The organism is Pseudomonas sp. PME37.24/006 (assembly GCF_055556635.1).
Genome location: NZ_JBVHNL010000003.1, coordinates 747,429 through 766,150, shown reverse-complemented (window position 1 = coordinate 766,150; position 18,722 = coordinate 747,429). Strand labels below are relative to the sequence as shown.

The following is an 18,722-nucleotide window of genomic DNA, read 5'->3' as shown; positions in this document are numbered from 1 at the left end:
GCGGCTCCTTACAGTGAGTTCAGAAAGGCCAGAAGCGCGGTGCGCTCCTCGCTGGAAAATGTCAGCACGTGGCGTTTGGCGGCTTCGGCTTCGCCACCGTGCCAGGCGATGGCTTCGAGCAGGTTGCGTGCGCGGCCGTCATGCAGGAACTGTGTGTGGCCGCTGATTTTCTCGGTCAGGCCGATACCCCACAACGGCGCGGTACGCCATTGCCGACCGCTGGCGCGGAATTCGCTGCGACCATCGGCAAGGCCATCGCCCATGTCGTGGAGCAGCAGGTCGGTGTAGGGGCGAATGGTCTGGTTGGCCAGTTCCGGTTCGGCCGCATCGGCGGCAGTGACGAAGCTTGGTGTATGGCAGCTCTGGCAGCCTGCGCGATGGAACAGGGTCTTGCCTGCCAGCACCTGTGCGTCGTCGGCCTTGCGACGAGCTGGCACGGCGAGGTTGCGGGTGTAGAACAGCACCATCTTCATGATGTTGTCGCTGACCTCCGGCTCGCCACCGTGGGGCGCCTCGCGGCAGGCGGTTTGCGCATCGGTGCATTGGTCACGGGGCACGACGCTGCTGGTCAGGCCCATGTCGTGGGCGAAGGCGTGGGCGTTCTGCTGATTCAGGGTCGGTTGCCCGGCCTTCCAGCCGAAACGGCCGAGTACGGTTTTCTGCTGCACATCGTCCCACACCCAGTTGGGCTGCCCGGCGATGCCGTCACCATCGTGATCCTCGGGGTCGGCGTTGGCCAGGATGGCCTCCTGTGGAATCGCCTCGAGCAGGCCGAGGCCGATCATAGGTGGGGCGACCCGGGCGGAAAACAGCGTGTCCGGGTGCATCGGCCCGTAGCCTAGCTGGCTGATGTTCAACTGCGGCTTGCGCAGCTCGATGCGGTAACCGTCTTCGAATTGCACGCTGTGTGTGCTGTAGTCGACGCGTACCTTGCCTTCCGGCGCAACGCCGGGATTGGCCATGTCCTGCAACTGCGCGCCGTATTTCGGTTCTGGCAGCACGCCCTGGCGCTCGATGATCCACTCGTCCGTGCTGTCGGCAGGAATCGACAGGCGCACCAGCATCGATACGGCGTTGACGCTGCCGGGTTCGGGTGGATGACCACGGCCATCTCGAACATGGCAGTTCTGGCACGCATTGGTGTTGAACAGTGGGCCGAGACCATCGCGGGCGGTGGTGGTGGATGGCGCGATGACCCAGGGGTTGCGGAAGAAGCTGTTGCCCACGCTGAAATTCAGGCGACGTTCGGCTTTGAGGTTCGCAGAGGGCAGGGAGAAGGCGTTGTGGTCGCTGCGCGATACCGTGGCCGTGCCGCCGGAAAGCGCTTCGCCAGGCTCTGCTTCGGTAAAGCGCGGGGACTGGTCACACGCCACCAGGCTGAGGGCCAGGCCCAGCATTGATAGCAGACGACCGGATGGCGCAGGCATCGACAGAGTCCGTGACAGGAAAATCAAGGGCGGGAATCTTAGCAGCCTATGCAGCTTTAAATAAGATGGATTTGCGTTTCAATACCATCGCAGAGGACATTCGATCCAGTTTTGACTCGCACTTAAAGCGAGGTAGATGTCTCTACGATTTCCGCCAAGTTCTCCTGTGGTACCCAGCCTGTATCCAGAGTCCCGTCTCGAACGCACCAAACCCAACCGTTGAGTTCTTTCAGTCCTTTGAGCTGTTCTCCCTTACGAGCATCCAGTTCTCTGGCGGTGTAATCCTCTCGAGCGTATGCAGCACCCTTGCCGGTAACCTCTATGACTTGCAGCGGCACCCAGCCGCCTTCGTGCATTTCGGTGCTGCAGAAAAACCAGTCATTCCAATCCTCCGCCCCCTCGTACCGCTCACCCACCTTCAATGGTGTGCCCTTGCTGAACGTGATTGGGTCGGGGTATTCGCTCGTGTGCGCAACCTTGACGATGTATAGCTTCATGCTCATGTTCACTCTCCCGATTGGTTCTGCTCAGTAAGGCGGTAGCCGCTCCATAGGGTAAAAATCGCACAGAAAAAAGCCGATGCGAACTGCTTCGCATCGGCCTGCTTTTACCCAGCGTTGCGGCGAATCAGAACTCGTGGTCGGCGGTGTCCGGGTTCAGATCGCTGATGCCCAGTTTGCCCGCTGCTTGCTCGATGGCACCGGTCTGCTTGACCAGCGCAGCGATGGCATCACGTACCAGTTGCTGGCCGTCGGCGTTGTCGGCGGCGATCAACTGGTCGAAGTGCTGACCCTTGTTGGCGCTGTCGACCAGGGCCTGCAGCTTGGCTTCGGTGGCTTCCAGGTCGGCCTTCAGGGTGGTGTCGGCAGCGGCGTCTGCCTTGGCGACCAGCGACGACAGGCTTGGGCCAGTCAGGCTGGTGCCGTCGGCCTTCTTGTACTCGCCCAGGTAGACATTGCGAATGCCCTTGCCGTTGTAGAAGTGCGAGTTGTGGGTGTTGTCGCTGAAGCAGTCATGCTCGTCTTCGGTGGAGTTGGCTTCCAGCGCGACTTTCATGCGCTCGCCGGCCAGTTCGCCGAGAGACAGGCTACCCATGCCGAAGAGGATCTTGCGCAGACCGTTCTCGGCGGATTCGCTTTCCAGGGTGGCGCGGTAGTTGTCGGCAACGCCGGCTTTCCACTGGCCCGCCATTTCGTCGAGGTCGGCGACCAGCAGTTCGGTAGCAGCCTTCAGGTAGGCACGACGACGCTCGTTGTGGCCGCCGGTAGCGCCATCACCGACCACGTAGTCGGTAGCCGGGCGCTCGCCAGCGCCTGGGCCGGTGCCGTTCAGATCCTGGCCCCAGAGCAGGAATTCGATGGCGTGGTAGCCGGTGGCGACGTTGGCCTCGGAGCCGCCCAGCTCATTCAGGCTGGCGAGCAGATCCGGGGTGATTTCGGTGACGTCGAGCTTGTCTTCGCCGACCTGGATCTCGGTGTTGGCGATGATGTTCGCGCTGGCACCGGGGTTGCCCAGAGCGTGCTGGTAGTCTGTGGCGACATAGTCGATCAGGCCTTCATCCAGGGGCCATGCGTTAACCTGACCTTCCCAGTCGTCGACGATGGTGTTGCCGAAGCGGAACACTTCGCTCTGCATGTACGGCACGCGGGCGGCCAGCCAGGCTTCGCGGGCAGCCTTGAGGGTTTCCTCGTTAGGTGTGGCGAGCAGGGCGTCGATGGCCGTCTGCAAGGTTTTGGCGGTGCTGGCGGCGTCGTCGAACACGGCTGAAGCGATGTCGGCATAGTGCTTGACCACGGCCTGCGCAGCGGCTTCGTCGAAGGCGCCGGCTGCTGCTGGTGCACTGCTGGTGCTCGCTTGCGGAGCCGGCGCAGCGGCTTGGTTGGCAGGCGCTTTGTCTTCACCGCAGCCCGCGAGGGCAATGGCGATTGTCAGCAGGCTGGCAGAGGCCAGGGGCATACGAATCATGACGAAATCCTTTGCGTGTTAATGGGGAGCGCGCGCGGTCGTCCACGCGAGCTGCAACATAATGCGAAAGATTTTCATTTTACGCAAAGGCTGGGTGTGCTACTGCCGCTATTTGCGGCTGTAGCAACAGGCTCACAGGTATGCCGAATCGCGCTGGACGCTATAGTGGCATCGGGTTGCTGAGCTGGTGGGCGCGGCTGGATTGCTTGAGGTACTGGGTCAACTCGCGCGCCGGTAATGGCTTGCTGTAGAAGTAGCCCTGACCTTCATGGCAACCCTGGGCGATGATGTAAGCCTCCTGCTCGGCGGTTTCCACGCCCTCAGCGATAACCTGCATACCCAGGCTCTTGCCGAGCTGGATGATGGCGCGAACGATGGTGGCATCATCCTCGTCGTTGAGGAGATCCTGTACGAAGCTTTTGTCGATCTTGATCTTGTCCAGCGGCAAGCTCTTGAGGTAACTGAGTGACGAATAACCCGTACCGAAGTCGTCGATGGCGATCAGTGCTCCGGAGCGGCGCAGGCTGAGCAGATGCTGGGCGGCGGTGCTGATGTCTTCCATCAGGCCGGTTTCGGTCACTTCCAGCTCCAGGCTGCGGGCGGGCAGGCGATACATCTGCATCAGGTTGTTGACCACCCGTGGCAGCTCGGCGTGGTGCAACTGCACGGTGGACAGGTTGACCGCCATGCGCAGGTCGCCGTAGCCCTGATCGTGCCACTCGCGAAGCTGGCGGCAGGTCTGATCCAGCACCCATTCGCCTATCGCGATGATGCTGCCATTCTGTTCGGCCAATGGGATGAACAGATCCGGCGCGACGAGGCCGTGTTGTGGGTGTTGCCAGCGTAGGAGGGCTTCGACACCCACCACGCGGTGATCGCGGAAGCTGATCTGCGGTTGATAGACCAGGTGCAGTTGGTTCTGCGCCAAGGCCTCGCGCAGGTCCTTTTCCAGCTCGCGGCGGCGGCGCATCTCGCTGTCGACACTGGCGATATAGAACTGGTAACGGTTGCGTGAGCGGCTTTTGGCCAGGGTCATGGTCTGTTCGGCTTTCTGCAGCAGCTTCTCGGGGCTGTCGCCGTCTTCCGGGAACAGGGTGATGCCGATGGTTGCACGCAATTGCACCAGATGGTCGTCGAGGGCGAAGGGTGCCTCGAGGTCGTCCAGTACGCTTTGCGCCAGTTCTGCTGCCTCATAGGGCTGTTCGATATCGGCCTGTACCAGCACGAACTGATCGCCACCCAGGCGCGCCAGGGCGCCCAGACGGCCGCTGTGGCTACGTAAGCGGTCAGACAACGCCAGTAGTAACTGGTCGCCAGTCTGGTAGCTGAATTGCTCGTTGATGCCCTTGAAATCATCCAGCCCAACGCACAGCACGGCAACCCGACGCTGCAGTCGTCCGGCGTCTTCGAGGATCTGTTCGAGCTGCTGTTGCAACTGCTGGCGATTCGGCAAGCCGGTTAGGAAATCGTACTGGGACATACGCCGCAAGCTGCTTTCGGCTTCGCGACGCAGGTGAGTATTGCGTTCGATTGACGCGAGTAACTGGTTGGCTGTGTTAATCCATAGCCCGAGTTCGTTCTTTTCGTTGCCCTTGAGCATCGGCAGCTTGTTCTCGCTGGGCCGATCCGGGTTGATGCTGCTCAGGTGTTCGATGATCTTGGCCAGCGGCTTGGTCAGCAGCCAGTAATAGACGAGGTACAGCACCAAGCCCATGGCCAGTGCGCGCAGTACGCCGGAAATGAAAATGATCACCGAATTGGTGATGAAGCTTTCACCGTACAGCGCGGTGTCGAGCGTTATGTTCAGGTCGCCGTAGTATTCGTTATACGGTTCACGGCCGACCAGGCGGGTGGTGAAGTGTTGCTGCTCGCCGAGAATCGGGTCGGTTAGCCAGCGAATGGGCAGCTCGGCCAGTGGTCGGTCTTTCTCGGCCAGCATCTGCTCACCAGGGTGCCCGATGGCAGCTTGCCGCACCGATTCATGCTGAAACAGGCCTTCGACGACCTGCATGCCCATCTCCCGGTCGAGGCTGTAGACCGCCTGAGTCGAGGGATCACGGAACATGCCGAGAATACGCTGGGCATCGCTGGTGATCGAATGGCGGGTCTTGTAGACATCGAACACGATCTGGCCAAGGCTCAGCACCACGCCAACCGCAAGCGCGGACAACAGCACGACGCGAAGCAGTTTCACGGACAGACTGTGCTTGAGTTCCAGCTTCAAATGGCAGTTCCTTGTGCGATACCGGGCGCCGGATGGGGTTGAGTATTGGCAAAGTCGCGGTAGCAGTCAAAGGCCATAACTGCACGGCGCTCATCCAATAGTGCCGGTTTCCCGCAACACCTGCATTGTTTCGGAGACAGCTCCCAACTCTTGAGTACCGTCCGTCGATCCCGACGCACCGCTGGTGTGCCGAAATGGGCGTTGTGCAGATGAAAAAATGCCCCCCTGACTCGCGTCAGGAGGGCATCTCTAATCAAGCAGACGTTCGCTTGCAGGCAAGCGTGACGTCAGGGATCAGGCGGCGAAGTTTTTCGCTACGAAGTCCCAGTTGACCAGGTTCCAGAACGCCTCGACATACTTCGGGCGGACGTTGCGGTAGTCGATGTAGTAGGCGTGTTCCCACACGTCGCAGGTCAGCAGTGGGGTATCGCCAGCGGTCAGCGGGCAACCAGCACCGATGGTGCTGGACAGCGCCAGGGAGCCGTCAGCCTTCTTCACCAGCCAGCCCCAACCGGAACCGAAGGTGCCGATGGTGACCTTGCTGAACTCTTCCTTGAATTTCTCGAAGGAGCCAAAGGATTTTTCGATGGCCGCAGCCAGTTCGCCAGTCGGTTGACCGCCGCCGTTCGGGCTCAGGCAGTTCCAGTAGAAGGTGTGGTTCCATACCTGGGCCGCGTTGTTGAAGATGCCACCGGAGGAAGTCTTGACGATTTCTTCCAGGCTCTTGCCTTCGAACTCGGTACCGGGCACGAGGTTGTTCAGGTTCACGACATAGGTGTTGTGGTGCTTGTCGTGGTGATACTCCAGAGTTTCCTTGGAGATGTGCGGCTGCAGAGCATCGTGTGCATAAGGCAGCGGCGGCAATTCGAAAGCCATGGTTATTCTCCTAATCAGGTCAGTTGCGATGAGCGCAAGGCCGATCACGGGCGGCCAAACAAGCGTCGGCGGATTTATACCCTTTGCGACGCAGGGCAGGGATCATAGCACCGGGGCTACTCTATAACCACGCAGCAACTGTGCGGGATAGAGCCCTCGTTGGCCATCAGGCCGATCAGGCGTGAAAGCGCCTCAGGCGATCTTCATCGTCGCCACACCGGCGAGGATGATCAGGCAGGCCAGCAGGCGAATTGGTGGCAGGCTTTCCTTCAGCCAGAAGCTGCCGATCAGCAGGGCGAACACCACGCTGGTCTCGCGCAGGGCCGATATCAGCGCCACCGGGGCCTGGGTCATCGCCCAGATGACGATGCTGTAGGCAAACATCGACATCGCTCCGCCGAACAGCCCGGCACGCCAGTGCGGGCCCAGTTCGCGAACGATGCGTGGGCCGCGCTGGCCGACAATCACCAGGGCCATCACCAGGCCGTTCACGGCGAACAACCACAGCGAGTAGGACAGCGGGTCGCCGTTGGCACGGGCACCGCTGGCGTCGGACAGCGTGTAGCCGGCGATGAACAGGGCGGTCATCAGCGCGCTGAACAGCAGGCCGCCACTGGCTTTGCCGCTGCCACCTCGGACCGCCATCAACCAGATACCGGCGACTAGCACCGCCAGGCCGAGCAGTTGCCCGGCAGGCAGGACTTCACCCAGCAACAGCACCGACAGGCCTGCCACCAATAGCGGAGAACTGCCCCGGGAAATCGGATAGACCTGACCGAGGTCGCCGTATCGATAGGCGCGACTGAGAAAGACGTTGTAACCGATATGCAGAATTGCCGAGAGGACGATCCACGGCCAGGCCGCGGCATTGGGCATGGCTACGAATGGCAGGGCCAGCAGCGCGACGCTACCAGCGCCGATCTGGATCAGCGAGGCGGTGAGAAAACGATCCAGTCCGATTTTCAGCAGCGCGTTCCAGCCTGCGTGCAGGGCCGCCGAAGCGATGACCATGAGAAAGACGCTGGTTTCCACGCTGGCTCCGGCAGATTTCGACGAGGGCCGCAGCATAGCACCGAGGCCCGTTTCGATGCCCTTCCCAGGTCAGAGCGGGCTGGCGATCAGTTGCCAGGCAATCGCGAACATCATCGCGGCGACGAGCAGATCGATGATTCGCCAGGTCAGCGGCCGAGCCAGCCACGGCGCCAGCCAGGCAGCGCCGAGCGCCAGGCACATGAACCACACCAGCGAGGCACTGGCGGCACCCGCCGCGTAGGCCTCGGGGACACTTTGGTGGGCGCCGAGGGAGCCGATCAGCAGCACGGTATCCAGATAAACGTGGGGGTTGAGCAGGGTTACCGCCAGGGTCGCCAGCAACACCGCGCGCAGCGAACGAGGCGTGCTGCCCTGTACCTCGAGGGCGTTCGGCCGGCAGGCACGCAGCAGAGCCTGGGCGCCGTACCAGAGCAGAAAGGCCGCGCCGCCCCAGCGTGCGACGCTCAACAACAGTTCACTTTGCGCCAGCAGGGTCGCCAGACCGAACACCCCGGCGCTGATCAGTAACGCATCGCAAACGATGCACAGCAGCGCCGCCGGCAGGTGGTGCTCACGACGCAGGCTCTGGGCGAGGACGAACGCATTCTGTGCGCCGAGGGCGATGATCAGGCCGGCGGTGATCGCCAGGCCATTGCTGTAGCTCTGCCACATGATCAGTGCGCCCTTTCTGGATGAGAGAGAAGGAAATTGCCGAGAGCTGACATGACCGATGCATCCTGAGTAGGGGAGAGATGGCTATCAGTCTGCGGTGATTGCTTGTATAAGAAAAAACAATATTGCTGATCGCTCATTAGGAAAATCGATTGCTCGATTACAAGTTGCTGGCTGCCCTTGCTGCGGTCGTCGAACAGGCTGGCTTCGAGCGCGGCGCCCAGGTTCTGGGGCTGTCGCAATCGGCGGTGTCTCAGCGCATCAAGCTGCTGGAGGCGCGCATCGGGCAGCCGGTGCTGCTGCGGGCCATGCCGCCGACGCCCACCGATGTCGGTCGGCGCTTGCTCAATCATGTGCAGCAGGTGCGCCTGCTTGAGCGTGATCTGCAGGAGCAGGTGCCGGCTCTGGAGGTCGACGGCGAAACCCAGCGGCTGCGCATCGCCGTCAATGCCGACAGCCTGGCGACCTGGTGGGCAAGGGCGGTGGCGGACTTCTGCGCCAGTCACCGGGTGCTGCTGGAACTGGTCGTCGAGGATCAGGAAGTGGGCCTCAAGCGTATGCGCGCCGGTGATGTGGCGGCCTGCGTGTGTGCGGCCGAGCGCCCGGTTTCCGGTGCTCGCAGCCTGCCGCTCGGCGCCATGCGCTACCGGGCCATGGCCAGCCCAGCCTTCATCACCCGACATTTTCCCAACGGCGTGACGGCCGAGCGCCTGGCCCATGTGCCGGCGATCGTATTCGGCCCGGATGACCAGTTACAGCACCGCTACCTTAGTGAGCTGGGGCTCTCGGGCAGCTTTTTGCATCACCTTTGTCCTTCGTCGGAAGGTTTCCTGCGCCTGACTGCCGAGGGCCTCGGCTGGGGCATGGTGCCCGAGCCGCAGATGCACGAGGCGCTGGCCAGCGGTGAGTTGGTTGAGCTGCTCGCCGACCGGCCAGTCGATGTGCCGTTGTACTGGCACCACTGGCGCAATGGCGGCGAGCTGCTCGACCGCCTGACCGGGCATTTGCATCGTCATGCAGGTGACTATCTGGTGCCATTAGCTTGAGCGGTCTGCTGCGACCGGGCGCCAGGCTTTATAGTGCGCCGACGAGCGAGCGGAGGACGTGATGAAGATTCTGGTCACCGGAGCAAGCGGTTTCATTGGCGGGCGCTTTGCCCGTTACGCCCTGGAGCAGGGCCTGGACGTGCGCGTGACCGGGCGCCGAGATGAGGCCGTGGAGCACTTGGTTCGCCGTGGCGCGCAGTTCGTGGCCGGCGACCTCAACGACCCGGAGCTGGCCCTGTCGCTGTGCAGCGACGTGGAGGCCGTGGTGCATTGCGCGGGTGCCGTGGGCGTGTGGGGGCGCTACGAGTATTTTCATCGCGGCAACGTGCTGCTGACCGAGAATGTCATCGAGGCGTGCCTCAAACGCCGGGTTCGGCGACTCGTTCATCTGTCGTCGCCGTCGATCTATTTCGATGGGCGCGATCATGTCGGTCTGAGCGAAGAGCAGGTGCCGAAGCGTTTCTCCAGCCACTACGCGCGTACCAAGTTTCTCGCCGAGCAGCGCGTGTTCGGCGCCCAGGAGTTCGGCCTGGAAGTGGTCGCTCTGCGGCCGCGCTTCGTCACCGGGGCGGGCGATGTGAGCATCTTCCCGCGGCTGATCGCCATGCAGCGCAAGAAGCGCCTGGCGATCATCGGTAATGGTCTGAACAAGGTCGACTTCACCAGTGTGCACAACCTTAACGAGGCGCTGCTCAGCGCCTTGCTGGCCGCCGGGCCGGCCCTGGGCAAGGCCTACAACATCAGCAATGGTGCAGCGGTTCCGCTCTGGGACGTGGTCAATTACGTGCTGCGCCAACTGGAGTTACCGCTGGTCACCCGCCACGTGCCGGTCGGTCTGGCACGTAGCGTGGCGACGCTCAATGAAGGGCTCTGCAGCCTCTTGCCGGGGCGCCCCGAGCCGTCGTTGTCACGGCTGACCGTGGACGTGATGAGCCGTAACTTCTCGCTGGATATCAGCCAGGCACGGCATTACCTGGATTACGAGGCGAAAGCCGGATTATGGCCGGCGCTCGACGAGTTTTGTCGCTGGTGGCGGGCTCAGGCGTAGACGCGCTGGCCGCGATAAACCCGTGTCGAGGTACTGGCTAGCGGCAAGTTGTGTTCGAAGCGTGGCACCGACAATTCCTCAGCCATCGGCATGTCGCTCAACTGCGCCAGGCGCAGGCCCAGTTCGCGGGTTTCCCGGTCATTGGAAACCAGGCAGGCGCTCAGCATGGCGGATACCGCGTCCTGCTGGGCAAGCCGTATGTCCATGGCAAGTTCTTCACGCAGTCGGCGGCGCAGGTTTTTCATGCAGTCCAACACTTCTTTGTTCAGTTCCATGAGCGATCCCGTGCTTGTGAAAAGAAGGCGGTGATTCAGGCAGGGTGACGATGTCCATCGTGGTGATGGGCCCTGAACGTTTAGCAAGGTGTGTACCAGTTCACAGGTTGCGGAACCTGGCCGGTTTGAGCGGGTCTTCTTGCGCAATACGCCCCGCAGCGGTGCAGCCATTTCCTGATGGCACGACACTGAAGCGCCTCGTGCGAATCGGTATACTGCGCGGCAATCTGCCTCCACCGTGGTTTTCTCAAGGTCTCCCTACATGCGTAACGATGCCCACGACGAATTCGATGACGTGCCCAGCCTGACGCCGGATCGCCGCGATCAGGACGATTTCGACCCCGAGCCGCAGCCCTATGCCCGTGCCGCTGCTCCTGGCAAGGCCGCCGCTGCACCCCGTGCAGCCAGCACTGGCCCGCTGTGGGCACTGGTGGGTGCGCTGAGCATCGCCCTGGGCGCCGTGGGCTGGTGGAGCTTCCAACAGATCAACCTGATGGAGCAGCAACTGGTCGCTACTCAGGAAAGCTTCGCGCGTATCAGCGAAGAGGCGGCGGGCCGCATTCAGGACATCTCCGGCAAGGTGGTGGCGGCTGAATCCAACGTGACCACCGGCAGCGAGGCCCTGCGCCTGCAGGTGCGTCAGCTGGAAGGCAAGGTCGCTGAGCTAACCAAGCAACAGCAGGCCGCTGGTGGCCAGCAGAGCGGGCAGGACAAGCGCATCGAGCAACTGATCGCCGACCTCAAGGCCCAGCAGGGCGACAGCGGCAAGTACGATGAGAGCTTGAAGACTCTGGGCAGCGGACAGGACTCGTTGAAAAGCGAACTGGCTGCCGTGAAAAGTGAGCTCGCCACACTGAAGAGCGGTCAGGCGGATGCCGGCAAGCTGGCCACGCAGGTCAAGGGCTTGGCGGGTGACATCGAGGCGCTGAAAAAGGCCGGCAACTCCAACGCAGCTGTCGATCGCCTGGAGCAGGATCTGCTGGTGCTCAAGAGCCAGATGGACAATCGTCCGGCGGCCAGCAGCGGCAGCAGTACCGCTGAGTTCGATTCGTTCCGCGCGCAGACCACGCGCAGCGTCAACACGCTGCAGGCGCAGATTCAGAATTTGCAGCAGCAGATCGACGCCCGCTAAGGACGATCTGCTGCGCGTCGGCCCTGCGGCGTTAAAAACAGGCTCGGACAGCCGCTCGCGGCTAACGCGCTTTAGCGCGGCCCGAAGGGTGAGCGAAGCGAGTCATGCTCATGTACACCAGTACACTCCGCTTCCTCGCCTGTTTTTGTGGGGGCGCCTAGCCCTTGCAGGTCTCTAGCTCGCTAGATCGTAAGTGCGACCCGATTTGCTATTTTAGAGAATTGCCAGTCAACAAAAAGCCCGCGTTTTACGCGGGCTTTTCTTTGCGCGGCGAAAATTACAGGCGCGGGTAGTCGATGTAGCCGACCGGGCCCGAGCCGTAGAAGGTTTCGCTGTGCGCTTCGTTCAGCGCTGCGCCTTGACGCAGGCGCTCCGGCAGATCCGGGTTGGCGATGAATGGCACGCCGAAGGCCACTGCATCGGCTTTGCCGCTGGCCAGCCAGGCATTGGCCTGATCCTTCGAGAAACGCTCGTTGGCGATGAACACGCCGCCAAAGGCTTCCTTCAGGCTCGGCGACAGGCTGTCATCGGCTTCCCGTTCGCGGGCGCAGAGGAAGGCGATGTTGCGCTTGCCGAGCTCGCGAGCCACGTAGATGAAGGTTTGCGCACGGTTGGAGTCGCCCATGTCGTGGCTGTCGGCGCGAGGCGATAGATGCACACCGACACGACCCGGTTCCCAGACGCTCAGCACGGCATCGGTGACTTCCAGCAGCAGGCGCGCACGGTTTTCCAGGGAGCCGCCATAGTTGTCGGTGCGCTGGTTGGTGCTGTCCTGGAGGAACTGGTCGAGCAGATAGCCATTGGCACCGTGGATTTCCACGCCGTCGAAGCCGGCAGCCTTGGCGTTTTCTGCGCCCAGTCGGTAGGCGTCGACGATGTCGGCGATCTCTTCGGTTTCCAGGGCGCGCGGGGTCACGTATTCCTTCATCGGGCGAATCAGGCTGACGTGACCGTCAGGCTTGATAGCGCTGGGGGCTACCGGCAGCTCGCCGTCGAGGTACGACGGGTCGGAAATCCGCCCCACGTGCCACAGTTGCAGAACGATCTTGCCGCCGTTGGCATGCACCGCCTTGGTCACACCGCTCCAGCCACGCACCTGATCATCGGACCAAATGCCCGGAGTGTTCGGGTAGCCCACGCCCATCGGCGTGACTGATGTGGCTTCGCTGATGATCAGCCCGGCCGATGCGCGTTGGACGTAGTACTCGGCCATCAACGCATTGGGCACGCGACCTTCGTCGGCGCGGCAACGGGTCAGCGGTGCCATGATGATGCGGTTGGCGAGTTCCAGATCGCCGATCTTGATGGGGTCGAACAATGTGGTCATGGTCAGGATCCTTGGGTCATTCGCTCAGAACGGGTTGATGTACGGATGTGCGGTTAGAAACGGTCAGCGCCAGGCAATCAGGCGGCGGTTCGTAGTTCCTCGCCGATCAGGCGCAGGAAGGCATCGATGGTTGCATCGTTGCGTTTGAAGAAATTCCACTGGCCGACCTTGCGGCTGGTCACCAGACCGGCACGCTGCAGGGTGGCCAGGTGCGCCGATACGGTGGATTGCGACAGGCCGGTACGCTCGCCGAACTTGCCTGCACACACGCCGATGTCGAGGGCATGCTCCTGCAGGGCGAAATTCGCTTCGGGGTCTTTGAGCCAACGCAGGATGTCTCGACGCACCGGATGGGCCAGGGCCTTGATCACGTCGTCCAGATCGATGTCGTCGTTACTCATCGTTTCTCCTGATATCGGTGCAGAGCAATATCGCCATGCAGCGAACTATATATCGGGACTTGGCGATATACAGATCGTTCAGGCAGATAGTGCATATCAACCGGTGTGATGGCGAACCCCTCGCAGCCAACCGGCCGAGGCTTTACTCTGTACGCGATGAACTACCTTGCACATTTGCACCTGGGCGGCGATGCGCCCGCCGAATTGCTCGGCAGCCTGTACGGCGATTTCGTCAAAGGGCCGCTGGCTGGGCAGTGGCCGGCTGCCATCGAAGCGGGTATCGCACTGCACCGTCGCATCGACGCCTTTACCGACAGCCATGCGCTACAGGCGCAGGCGCGGGCGCGCTTTCCTGCCGAGCGTCGCAGGGTCGCCGGGATCTTTCTCGATCTGTTCTTCGATCACTGCCTGGCGCGGGATTGGCAGCGTTACAGCGAGCAGCCGCTGGATCGCTTCACCACCCGCGTTTACCAGGTGCTGGCCGCCGAGTCGCAGTTACCCGGCCACCTGCAGCACATGGCACCGCGCATGGCTGCTCAGGATTGGCTGGGCAGTTACCGGGATTTCGAGGTGCTTGGCCAGGTGATTGCTGGCATGTCGCGGCGCCTGTCACGGCCTGGTTTGCTGGATGGCGGCCTGGACGACTTGCGCCGCCTGTACGAGCCCTTGAGCGAGGACTTTCGCGCCTTCTACCCGCAGCTCATGGCCTTCGCCCGCGAGCAGCGCGCGCAGGGCTAGCGTTCAATCTTCGTTCTGCAGGCCGAGTCGTTCGAGCAGTGCCGGGTTGAGCTTGTTGCGCCTGGCGCCTTCGAGGTGCGCACGCAGGCGGTCGGCGGCACCGAGGCGGTCGCCACGCTCGATCAGATCGAGAATTTCCAGATGCTCCAGCACCTGCTTGCGCCGCGTCGGCCGCGGCAGATCCACGCTGTATTCGACCAGGCGGCGCAGGCCGTTGAGGCGTTTCAACGATTGCAGCAGAAAGCGGTTGCCCGAGAAGCCGGCGATGATCTCGTGGAATTTCGAGTTGGCTTCGAACAACTCCTGCGTGGTCATCGTCAGGTAGCCGGTGGCGGCGATGTATTCCTGTTGCTGACGACACAGCGCCAGCACCTTCTGGTCGACCTGAAAGGTCGGTGATAGCAGGCCCGCTGGCTCGATGGTCACCCTGAAACTGAAGCTTTCCTCGTAGGCCTCTATCGAGTCGATCACTGGCAGCATGCGCCAGCCCTGGCCAGTGCGCTGCTCGGCCCAGCCTTCCTGCTGCATGCGCAGCAGCGCCGAACGCAGTTCAGTGCGCGACACGCCGAACTGGCGCATCAGGTCGATTTCGCTGAGGTGCTCCGGGAGCTGGCGCGACAGGCGCAGCTCGACGAATTTCATGTACACCGAATCCTCTTCGGCTTCGGCGATCTCCAGCACCAGGTCGTTGAGATCGTCGGCGGCCCGGGCGAGAAAGAAGCCACGGTTGCGGTCGTGCTTGAGCATGCCGCGCTCGGTGAGATGGTTCAGCACGAACTTCACCGGCGTACGCGAAGTATTCAGGGTCTGCGCCAGATGGGACTCCGCCAGGTGATGGCCGACGGGCAGGCGCTCATGGCGAACGTAGGCGATGACCTCGCGGGCGACGCGTTTCTGCAAAGCAGTGAGAACCATCGGGTTGGTGTTTTCCTGAGCCATGGCAGTGGGCATCGAATTGTTGTTTGGGGTGCTGTCGGTGTGGCCGATTTCCTCAGCCAGGCGCTGCATTCTGCTACGTAATCGGCTGCGCGCAAAGATGCCGTGGTGGGTGGTTACGATAAGCTAGAATTGTTTTTTGTTTGAATTAAGATCAATATTGCCAGCGTTGATTAACTGAGATTGCTCGTTTTAGAGGGGTTTATCTCTGTTTTTCCTGCGAATGGATGAGCTGCATGGCGACAAAAGTCACGGTCGTCTGCGGCCAATCCGATTCTCTCCAGCGCCATCGGCGCTCGATCAGCCGCTACGCCGGTCCGTCCGATCGCGTTGCTGCCGTACCGCAGTTGCATGCACCTAAGGGGAAACAATGTTCAAAGGCCACTGGCTGAATTACCTGGGAACGCCGCTGGTTGGCGTGATCGGAGCGCTGATCGCCAGCGCCATCGGTTGGCCGCTACCCTGGATGATCGGCTCGCTGGTCGCCGTCATCTTGGTGCGCTGCACCACCGCCTGGCAGTTACAGCCGTTCCCCGGCGGTCGCAAGTTTGGTCAGTGGATCATCGGGATCGGTATTGGCTTGCACTTCACCCCTGCATTGGTCGGGCAGATCGCCGGGCACCTGGTGCCCATCGTCATCGGTGCGTTGATTACCGTGCTGAGTAGCATCGTGGGCGTGTGGTTCATGCGCCGTACCGGGGAAACCATGGCGACTGCATACTTTTCCAGCATGCCCGGCGGCTCGGGAGAAATGGTCAATCTGGGGGCTCGAAATGGTGCCGAGCTTACCCGCGTCGCGGCGGCGCAAAGCTTGCGGGTGGTTGCGGTGGTGCTGCTGGTGCCGGCGCTGTTCAAGTTCATGATGGGCGAGGGCGAGGTTCACCTGCATGCATCCAACCCGGATTGGCCCTGGCTGGCGCTGATTCTGCCGCTGGCAGGCGCCGTCGGTTGGCTGTTGTATCGGCTGAAACAGCCGAATCCCTGGTTGTTCGGGCCGCTGCTGGTCAGCGCGCTGTTCAGTATTGGTTTCGACCTGAGCAGCACGCTGCCGGCCGGTGCCAGCCAGGTTGGACAGTTGATGATCGGCAGCGCGCTGGGCTGTTTCTTCAACCGCGCCTTCTTCCGTTATGCGCCGTCTTTTCTGGCCCGCACCCTGATCACCACCCTGGCGATGATGCTGGTTGCGTTCGTGGCGGCCGTGCTGATCGGTTGGGCGAGCGGGTTGGATTTCCAGTCCCTGACTCTGGGCATGATGCCGGGCGGCATCGCTGAAATGAGCCTGACGGCGGAAACCCTGCAATTGGCGGTGCCGTTGGTGACAGCGATGCAGGTGATCCGGCTGTTCCTGGTGCTGTTCTTCGCCGAGCCGATTTTCCGGCGCTGGCTGCGCCAGGAGAACCAGCTCTCGATGCGTTAGCGTCAGCTTCAGGCAGCCTGGACGGCGTCCTGGCTATCGTCTGCGCCGTACAGCGCTGTATTGACGGCTGCATGGGCGCGCCGGGCCAGCTCGTTACGGTTGCCCGAGCTGCTGTCGATCGGTTCCAGCAAGTGAATGTGCACCTCGGCGACATCGCTGCTCATCAGGCGCAGCAGGTGCGAGAGCATGTCGTCGTCGCCGATGAAGGGCGCTACAGGGCAGCGCTGGCCATCACGCAGGTAACGGATGGCCACTGGCTGCAGATCGATGCCGCTTTCGATGGCGCTGCTCAGCAAACGGCCATGGAACGTGCGCACCGCCGTGCCATCGCAGGTGGTGCCTTCGGGGAAAATCAGCAGGTGCCTGCCGCCGTTCAGGTGTCGGCCCAACTGCTGATTCAGCAATCCGCCATCGCCCGCACCGCGGCGGATGAACAGCGTACCGGCCTTGTGTGCCAGCCAGCCGGCGACCGGCCAGGTGCGTACTTCGGCCTTGGACAGGAACGACAGCGGCGCCAGCATTCCAATCAGCGGGATGTCCGTCCAGGAAATGTGATTGCTCAGCCACAACATGGGCTTTTGCGGCAATTGCCCGCTTACGTTGACCCGAAAGGGCAGTGCGTTGCTCAGGCGCGCCATGAACCAACGGGTCATACGCTGGCGCAGACCCATCAGGTCACGGCGAGTCAGGCGTTCGATGGGAACCAGAGAGGCGGCGAGCAGGGTACCTGCAGCGATCACCGCCAGCAGGCGGATCAGGCGCACATACAAACGCAGTTTACTCATAGGCGGTTTCTGACCTGCTGGGCGGTTGGTGGGCGCATGCGCTGGCTGCCGCCGTGAATCGAAGGCGACGGCCAGCGGCGCATTATTTACCGCGTCCGGCCGCCACCAGCAAGTTTTCACTCAGACTGCCGCCTTGAAGTGCCGCGCATAACGCGGGCACAGCTCGTCACGCTTGAGCAGGATGAACACGTCGGCGACCTGGAAATCCTTGTCCCAGCAAGGCTCGCCACACACCTTGGCACCCAGGCGCATATAAGCCTTGAGCAGCGGCGGCATCTCGGCGATGACGTTGCCTGAAAGCTCCAGGGCAGGCAGCGGGGTTTTCGGTTCTGCACGCAGGTGTTCGGTGCACAGGTGGCGTTCGCGCAGGCGCTGCATGATCGCCTGTGCCTGAATGCCGCCGTCCTGCATGGGGATGCTGGCGCAACCCATCAGGTAGCGATAACCACCTTCGTTGAGCACCTCGGCCAGCTCGGCCCACAGCACGGCGATGGTGCCGCCGTTGCGGTAGGCGCTGTCCACGCAGGTGCGGCCGATCTCCAGCACCGGGCCTTGCAGGTGACGCAACCCATGCAGGGCGAATTCCTCTTCGCTGTAGAAGCGCCCGAGGCCAGCGGCTGCATGGTGGTCGAGCAGGCGTGTGGTGGCTACCAGCTCGCCGCTGTTCAGATCACGTACGCCGATGTGTTGGCAGTGCAGGTCGTAGTCATCCATGTCCAGGCCCAGCTCGGCGCCTTTCAGTTTGGCGTCGAACTCGGCGCTGAACACACGGAAGCGCAGGGCCTGTGCTTCGCGCAAGGCGCGCGAGGTGGTCAGGCGTTCTGCCTGCAGGCGACGGGGAGCGGTACTGCGCGCGGGTGCCATGGCGTTCTGGGTCATGCCTTACCTCCGTTGCGGGTCGGGGCAGCCCTGCTGCGCACTCGAACCGGATTGGCCTGCTGACCTGAGCAAACTCAGGAAACAACTGCAGGCTAGGCAGGGCGGGTGTCACCACTGTGAAGCTTCGATGATGCTTGTGTGACAGGGCACGCGGTGATGATCGCGAACGAGCAGGTTCAGTCTTGCCGCAACCTTGCTTACCATGTGCGTCCGATAGTTTTGAGTGTGTGCGCCGATGTTCTTCGTCAGAAACCTGGCTTTGCCCTTCATCCTGATCATCGGCGGCGCGATCCTGATGATGGCGTTGGTGCTGCTGTCACAGCAGGGCGCTGCGCTGGCATCCTGGGCACCGACCGTGCGGGCGATTTTTCCCTGGATGATCCTGTTGCCGGCTTGCGGTGCGCTGTGGGCCGCGCAGCGGCTGCTGCAGATCTGGCGCTGGCGCCGCGGTACCCTGAATGGCGACTGTCAGCGTTGCACCGGCGTAATGGCGGGCGACCGCTGCCGGATGTGCGGCCAACGGCACTGATGCACAACCTTTG

Annotated in this window: 19 protein-coding genes; 6 read left to right on the top strand and 13 right to left on the bottom strand. The window is 62.2% G+C overall.

The genetic code is table 11. The features are described 5' to 3' along the window. Positions 1–8 precede the first annotated feature (8 nt). The 7 genes from ACZ3GY_RS14580 to ACZ3GY_RS14550 form a co-directional block, all read right to left on the bottom strand. Positions 9–1,427, bottom strand: coding sequence for a di-heme oxidoreductase family protein (locus ACZ3GY_RS14580; protein WP_465910702.1), 1,419 nt, complete (start codon positions 1,425–1,427; stop codon positions 9–11). A gap of 122 nt (positions 1,428–1,549) precedes the next feature. After that, the gene (locus tag ACZ3GY_RS14575; RefSeq protein WP_465910701.1) at positions 1,550–1,930 is read right to left on the bottom strand and encodes an SH3 domain-containing protein; all 381 of its coding nucleotides are present in this window, start codon (positions 1,928–1,930) and stop codon (positions 1,550–1,552) included. 124 nt (positions 1,931–2,054) lie between these two features. Further along, positions 2,055–3,392, bottom strand: coding sequence for an imelysin family protein (locus tag ACZ3GY_RS14570; RefSeq protein ID WP_465910699.1), 1,338 nt, complete (start codon positions 3,390–3,392; stop codon positions 2,055–2,057). Positions 3,393–3,552: 160 nt separating this feature from the next. Continuing rightward, on the bottom strand, positions 3,553–5,616 hold the full coding sequence (locus tag ACZ3GY_RS14565) for a putative bifunctional diguanylate cyclase/phosphodiesterase (RefSeq protein ID WP_465910698.1): 2,064 nt from the start codon (positions 5,614–5,616) through the stop codon (positions 3,553–3,555). A gap of 294 nt (positions 5,617–5,910) precedes the next feature. After that, the gene (sodB, locus tag ACZ3GY_RS14560) at positions 5,911–6,492 is read right to left on the bottom strand and encodes a superoxide dismutase [Fe] (protein ID WP_463565800.1); all 582 of its coding nucleotides are present in this window, start codon (positions 6,490–6,492) and stop codon (positions 5,911–5,913) included. 192 nt (positions 6,493–6,684) lie between these two features. Next, positions 6,685–7,524: an EamA family transporter gene (locus ACZ3GY_RS14555; protein ID WP_465910697.1), complete on the bottom strand. Its 840-nt coding sequence runs from the start codon at positions 7,522–7,524 to the stop codon at positions 6,685–6,687. A gap of 69 nt (positions 7,525–7,593) precedes the next feature. Continuing rightward, on the bottom strand, positions 7,594–8,196 hold the full coding sequence (locus ACZ3GY_RS14550; protein WP_465910696.1) for a LysE/ArgO family amino acid transporter: 603 nt from the start codon (positions 8,194–8,196) through the stop codon (positions 7,594–7,596). Positions 8,197–8,348: 152 nt separating this feature from the next. Between ACZ3GY_RS14550 and ACZ3GY_RS14545 the strand changes: the two genes are divergently transcribed. Both ACZ3GY_RS14545 and ACZ3GY_RS14540 read left to right on the top strand, forming a co-directional pair. Beyond that, positions 8,349–9,242 carry a LysR family transcriptional regulator ArgP gene (locus ACZ3GY_RS14545; RefSeq protein ID WP_465910694.1) on the top strand — a complete coding sequence of 298 codons (894 nt, stop codon included), beginning with the start codon at positions 8,349–8,351 and terminating at the stop codon, positions 9,240–9,242. A 61-nt stretch (positions 9,243–9,303) separates the two neighbouring features. Beyond that, positions 9,304–10,290 carry an NAD-dependent epimerase/dehydratase family protein gene (locus tag ACZ3GY_RS14540; protein ID WP_465910692.1) on the top strand — a complete coding sequence of 329 codons (987 nt, stop codon included), beginning with the start codon at positions 9,304–9,306 and terminating at the stop codon, positions 10,288–10,290. On the opposite strand, the gene ACZ3GY_RS14535 is transcribed toward ACZ3GY_RS14540, so the two are convergent. Beyond that, positions 10,281–10,565 carry a hypothetical protein gene (locus ACZ3GY_RS14535; RefSeq protein ID WP_465910691.1) on the bottom strand — a complete coding sequence of 95 codons (285 nt, stop codon included), beginning with the start codon at positions 10,563–10,565 and terminating at the stop codon, positions 10,281–10,283. The genes ACZ3GY_RS14540 and ACZ3GY_RS14535 overlap by 10 nt on opposite strands. Before the next feature lie 262 nt (positions 10,566–10,827). Here ACZ3GY_RS14535 and ACZ3GY_RS14530 point away from each other — a divergent pair, with 262 nt between their 5' ends. After that, positions 10,828–11,697, top strand: a complete 870-nt coding sequence (locus tag ACZ3GY_RS14530; protein WP_465910689.1) for an ATPase — start codon at positions 10,828–10,830, stop codon at positions 11,695–11,697. 277 nt (positions 11,698–11,974) lie between these two features. Here ACZ3GY_RS14530 and ACZ3GY_RS14525 read toward each other — a convergent pair whose 3' ends face one another. Beyond that, on the bottom strand, positions 11,975–13,024 hold the full coding sequence (locus ACZ3GY_RS14525; RefSeq protein WP_465910688.1) for an alkene reductase: 1,050 nt from the start codon (positions 13,022–13,024) through the stop codon (positions 11,975–11,977). Between the two features lie 77 nt (positions 13,025–13,101). Continuing rightward, positions 13,102–13,425 carry an ArsR/SmtB family transcription factor gene (locus ACZ3GY_RS14520; RefSeq protein WP_465910686.1) on the bottom strand — a complete coding sequence of 108 codons (324 nt, stop codon included), beginning with the start codon at positions 13,423–13,425 and terminating at the stop codon, positions 13,102–13,104. 156 nt (positions 13,426–13,581) lie between these two features. Here ACZ3GY_RS14520 and ACZ3GY_RS14515 point away from each other — a divergent pair, with 156 nt between their 5' ends. After that, on the top strand, positions 13,582–14,163 hold the full coding sequence (locus ACZ3GY_RS14515) for an acyl carrier protein phosphodiesterase (protein ID WP_465910685.1): 582 nt from the start codon (positions 13,582–13,584) through the stop codon (positions 14,161–14,163). 3 nt (positions 14,164–14,166) lie between these two features. Here ACZ3GY_RS14515 and ACZ3GY_RS14510 read toward each other — a convergent pair whose 3' ends face one another. Further along, positions 14,167–15,171, bottom strand: coding sequence for a GntR family transcriptional regulator (locus tag ACZ3GY_RS14510; RefSeq protein ID WP_463565790.1), 1,005 nt, complete (start codon positions 15,169–15,171; stop codon positions 14,167–14,169). Positions 15,172–15,469: 298 nt separating this feature from the next. Between ACZ3GY_RS14510 and ACZ3GY_RS14505 the strand changes: the two genes are divergently transcribed. Continuing rightward, on the top strand, positions 15,470–16,516 hold the full coding sequence (locus tag ACZ3GY_RS14505) for an AbrB family transcriptional regulator (RefSeq protein WP_465910683.1): 1,047 nt from the start codon (positions 15,470–15,472) through the stop codon (positions 16,514–16,516). Positions 16,517–16,524: 8 nt separating this feature from the next. On the opposite strand, the gene ACZ3GY_RS14500 is transcribed toward ACZ3GY_RS14505, so the two are convergent. Together ACZ3GY_RS14500 and olsB are read right to left on the bottom strand one after the other, a co-directional pair. Continuing rightward, on the bottom strand, positions 16,525–17,301 hold the full coding sequence (locus tag ACZ3GY_RS14500) for a lysophospholipid acyltransferase family protein (RefSeq protein WP_465910682.1): 777 nt from the start codon (positions 17,299–17,301) through the stop codon (positions 16,525–16,527). A gap of 120 nt (positions 17,302–17,421) precedes the next feature. Continuing rightward, on the bottom strand, positions 17,422–18,180 hold the full coding sequence (gene olsB, locus ACZ3GY_RS14495) for an L-ornithine N(alpha)-acyltransferase (protein ID WP_225839143.1): 759 nt from the start codon (positions 18,178–18,180) through the stop codon (positions 17,422–17,424). 235 nt (positions 18,181–18,415) lie between these two features. On the opposite strand from olsB, the gene ACZ3GY_RS14490 reads away from it, so the two are divergent. After that, positions 18,416–18,709: a hypothetical protein gene (locus tag ACZ3GY_RS14490; protein ID WP_465910679.1), complete on the top strand. Its 294-nt coding sequence runs from the start codon at positions 18,416–18,418 to the stop codon at positions 18,707–18,709. Positions 18,710–18,722: the final 13 nt, after the last annotated feature.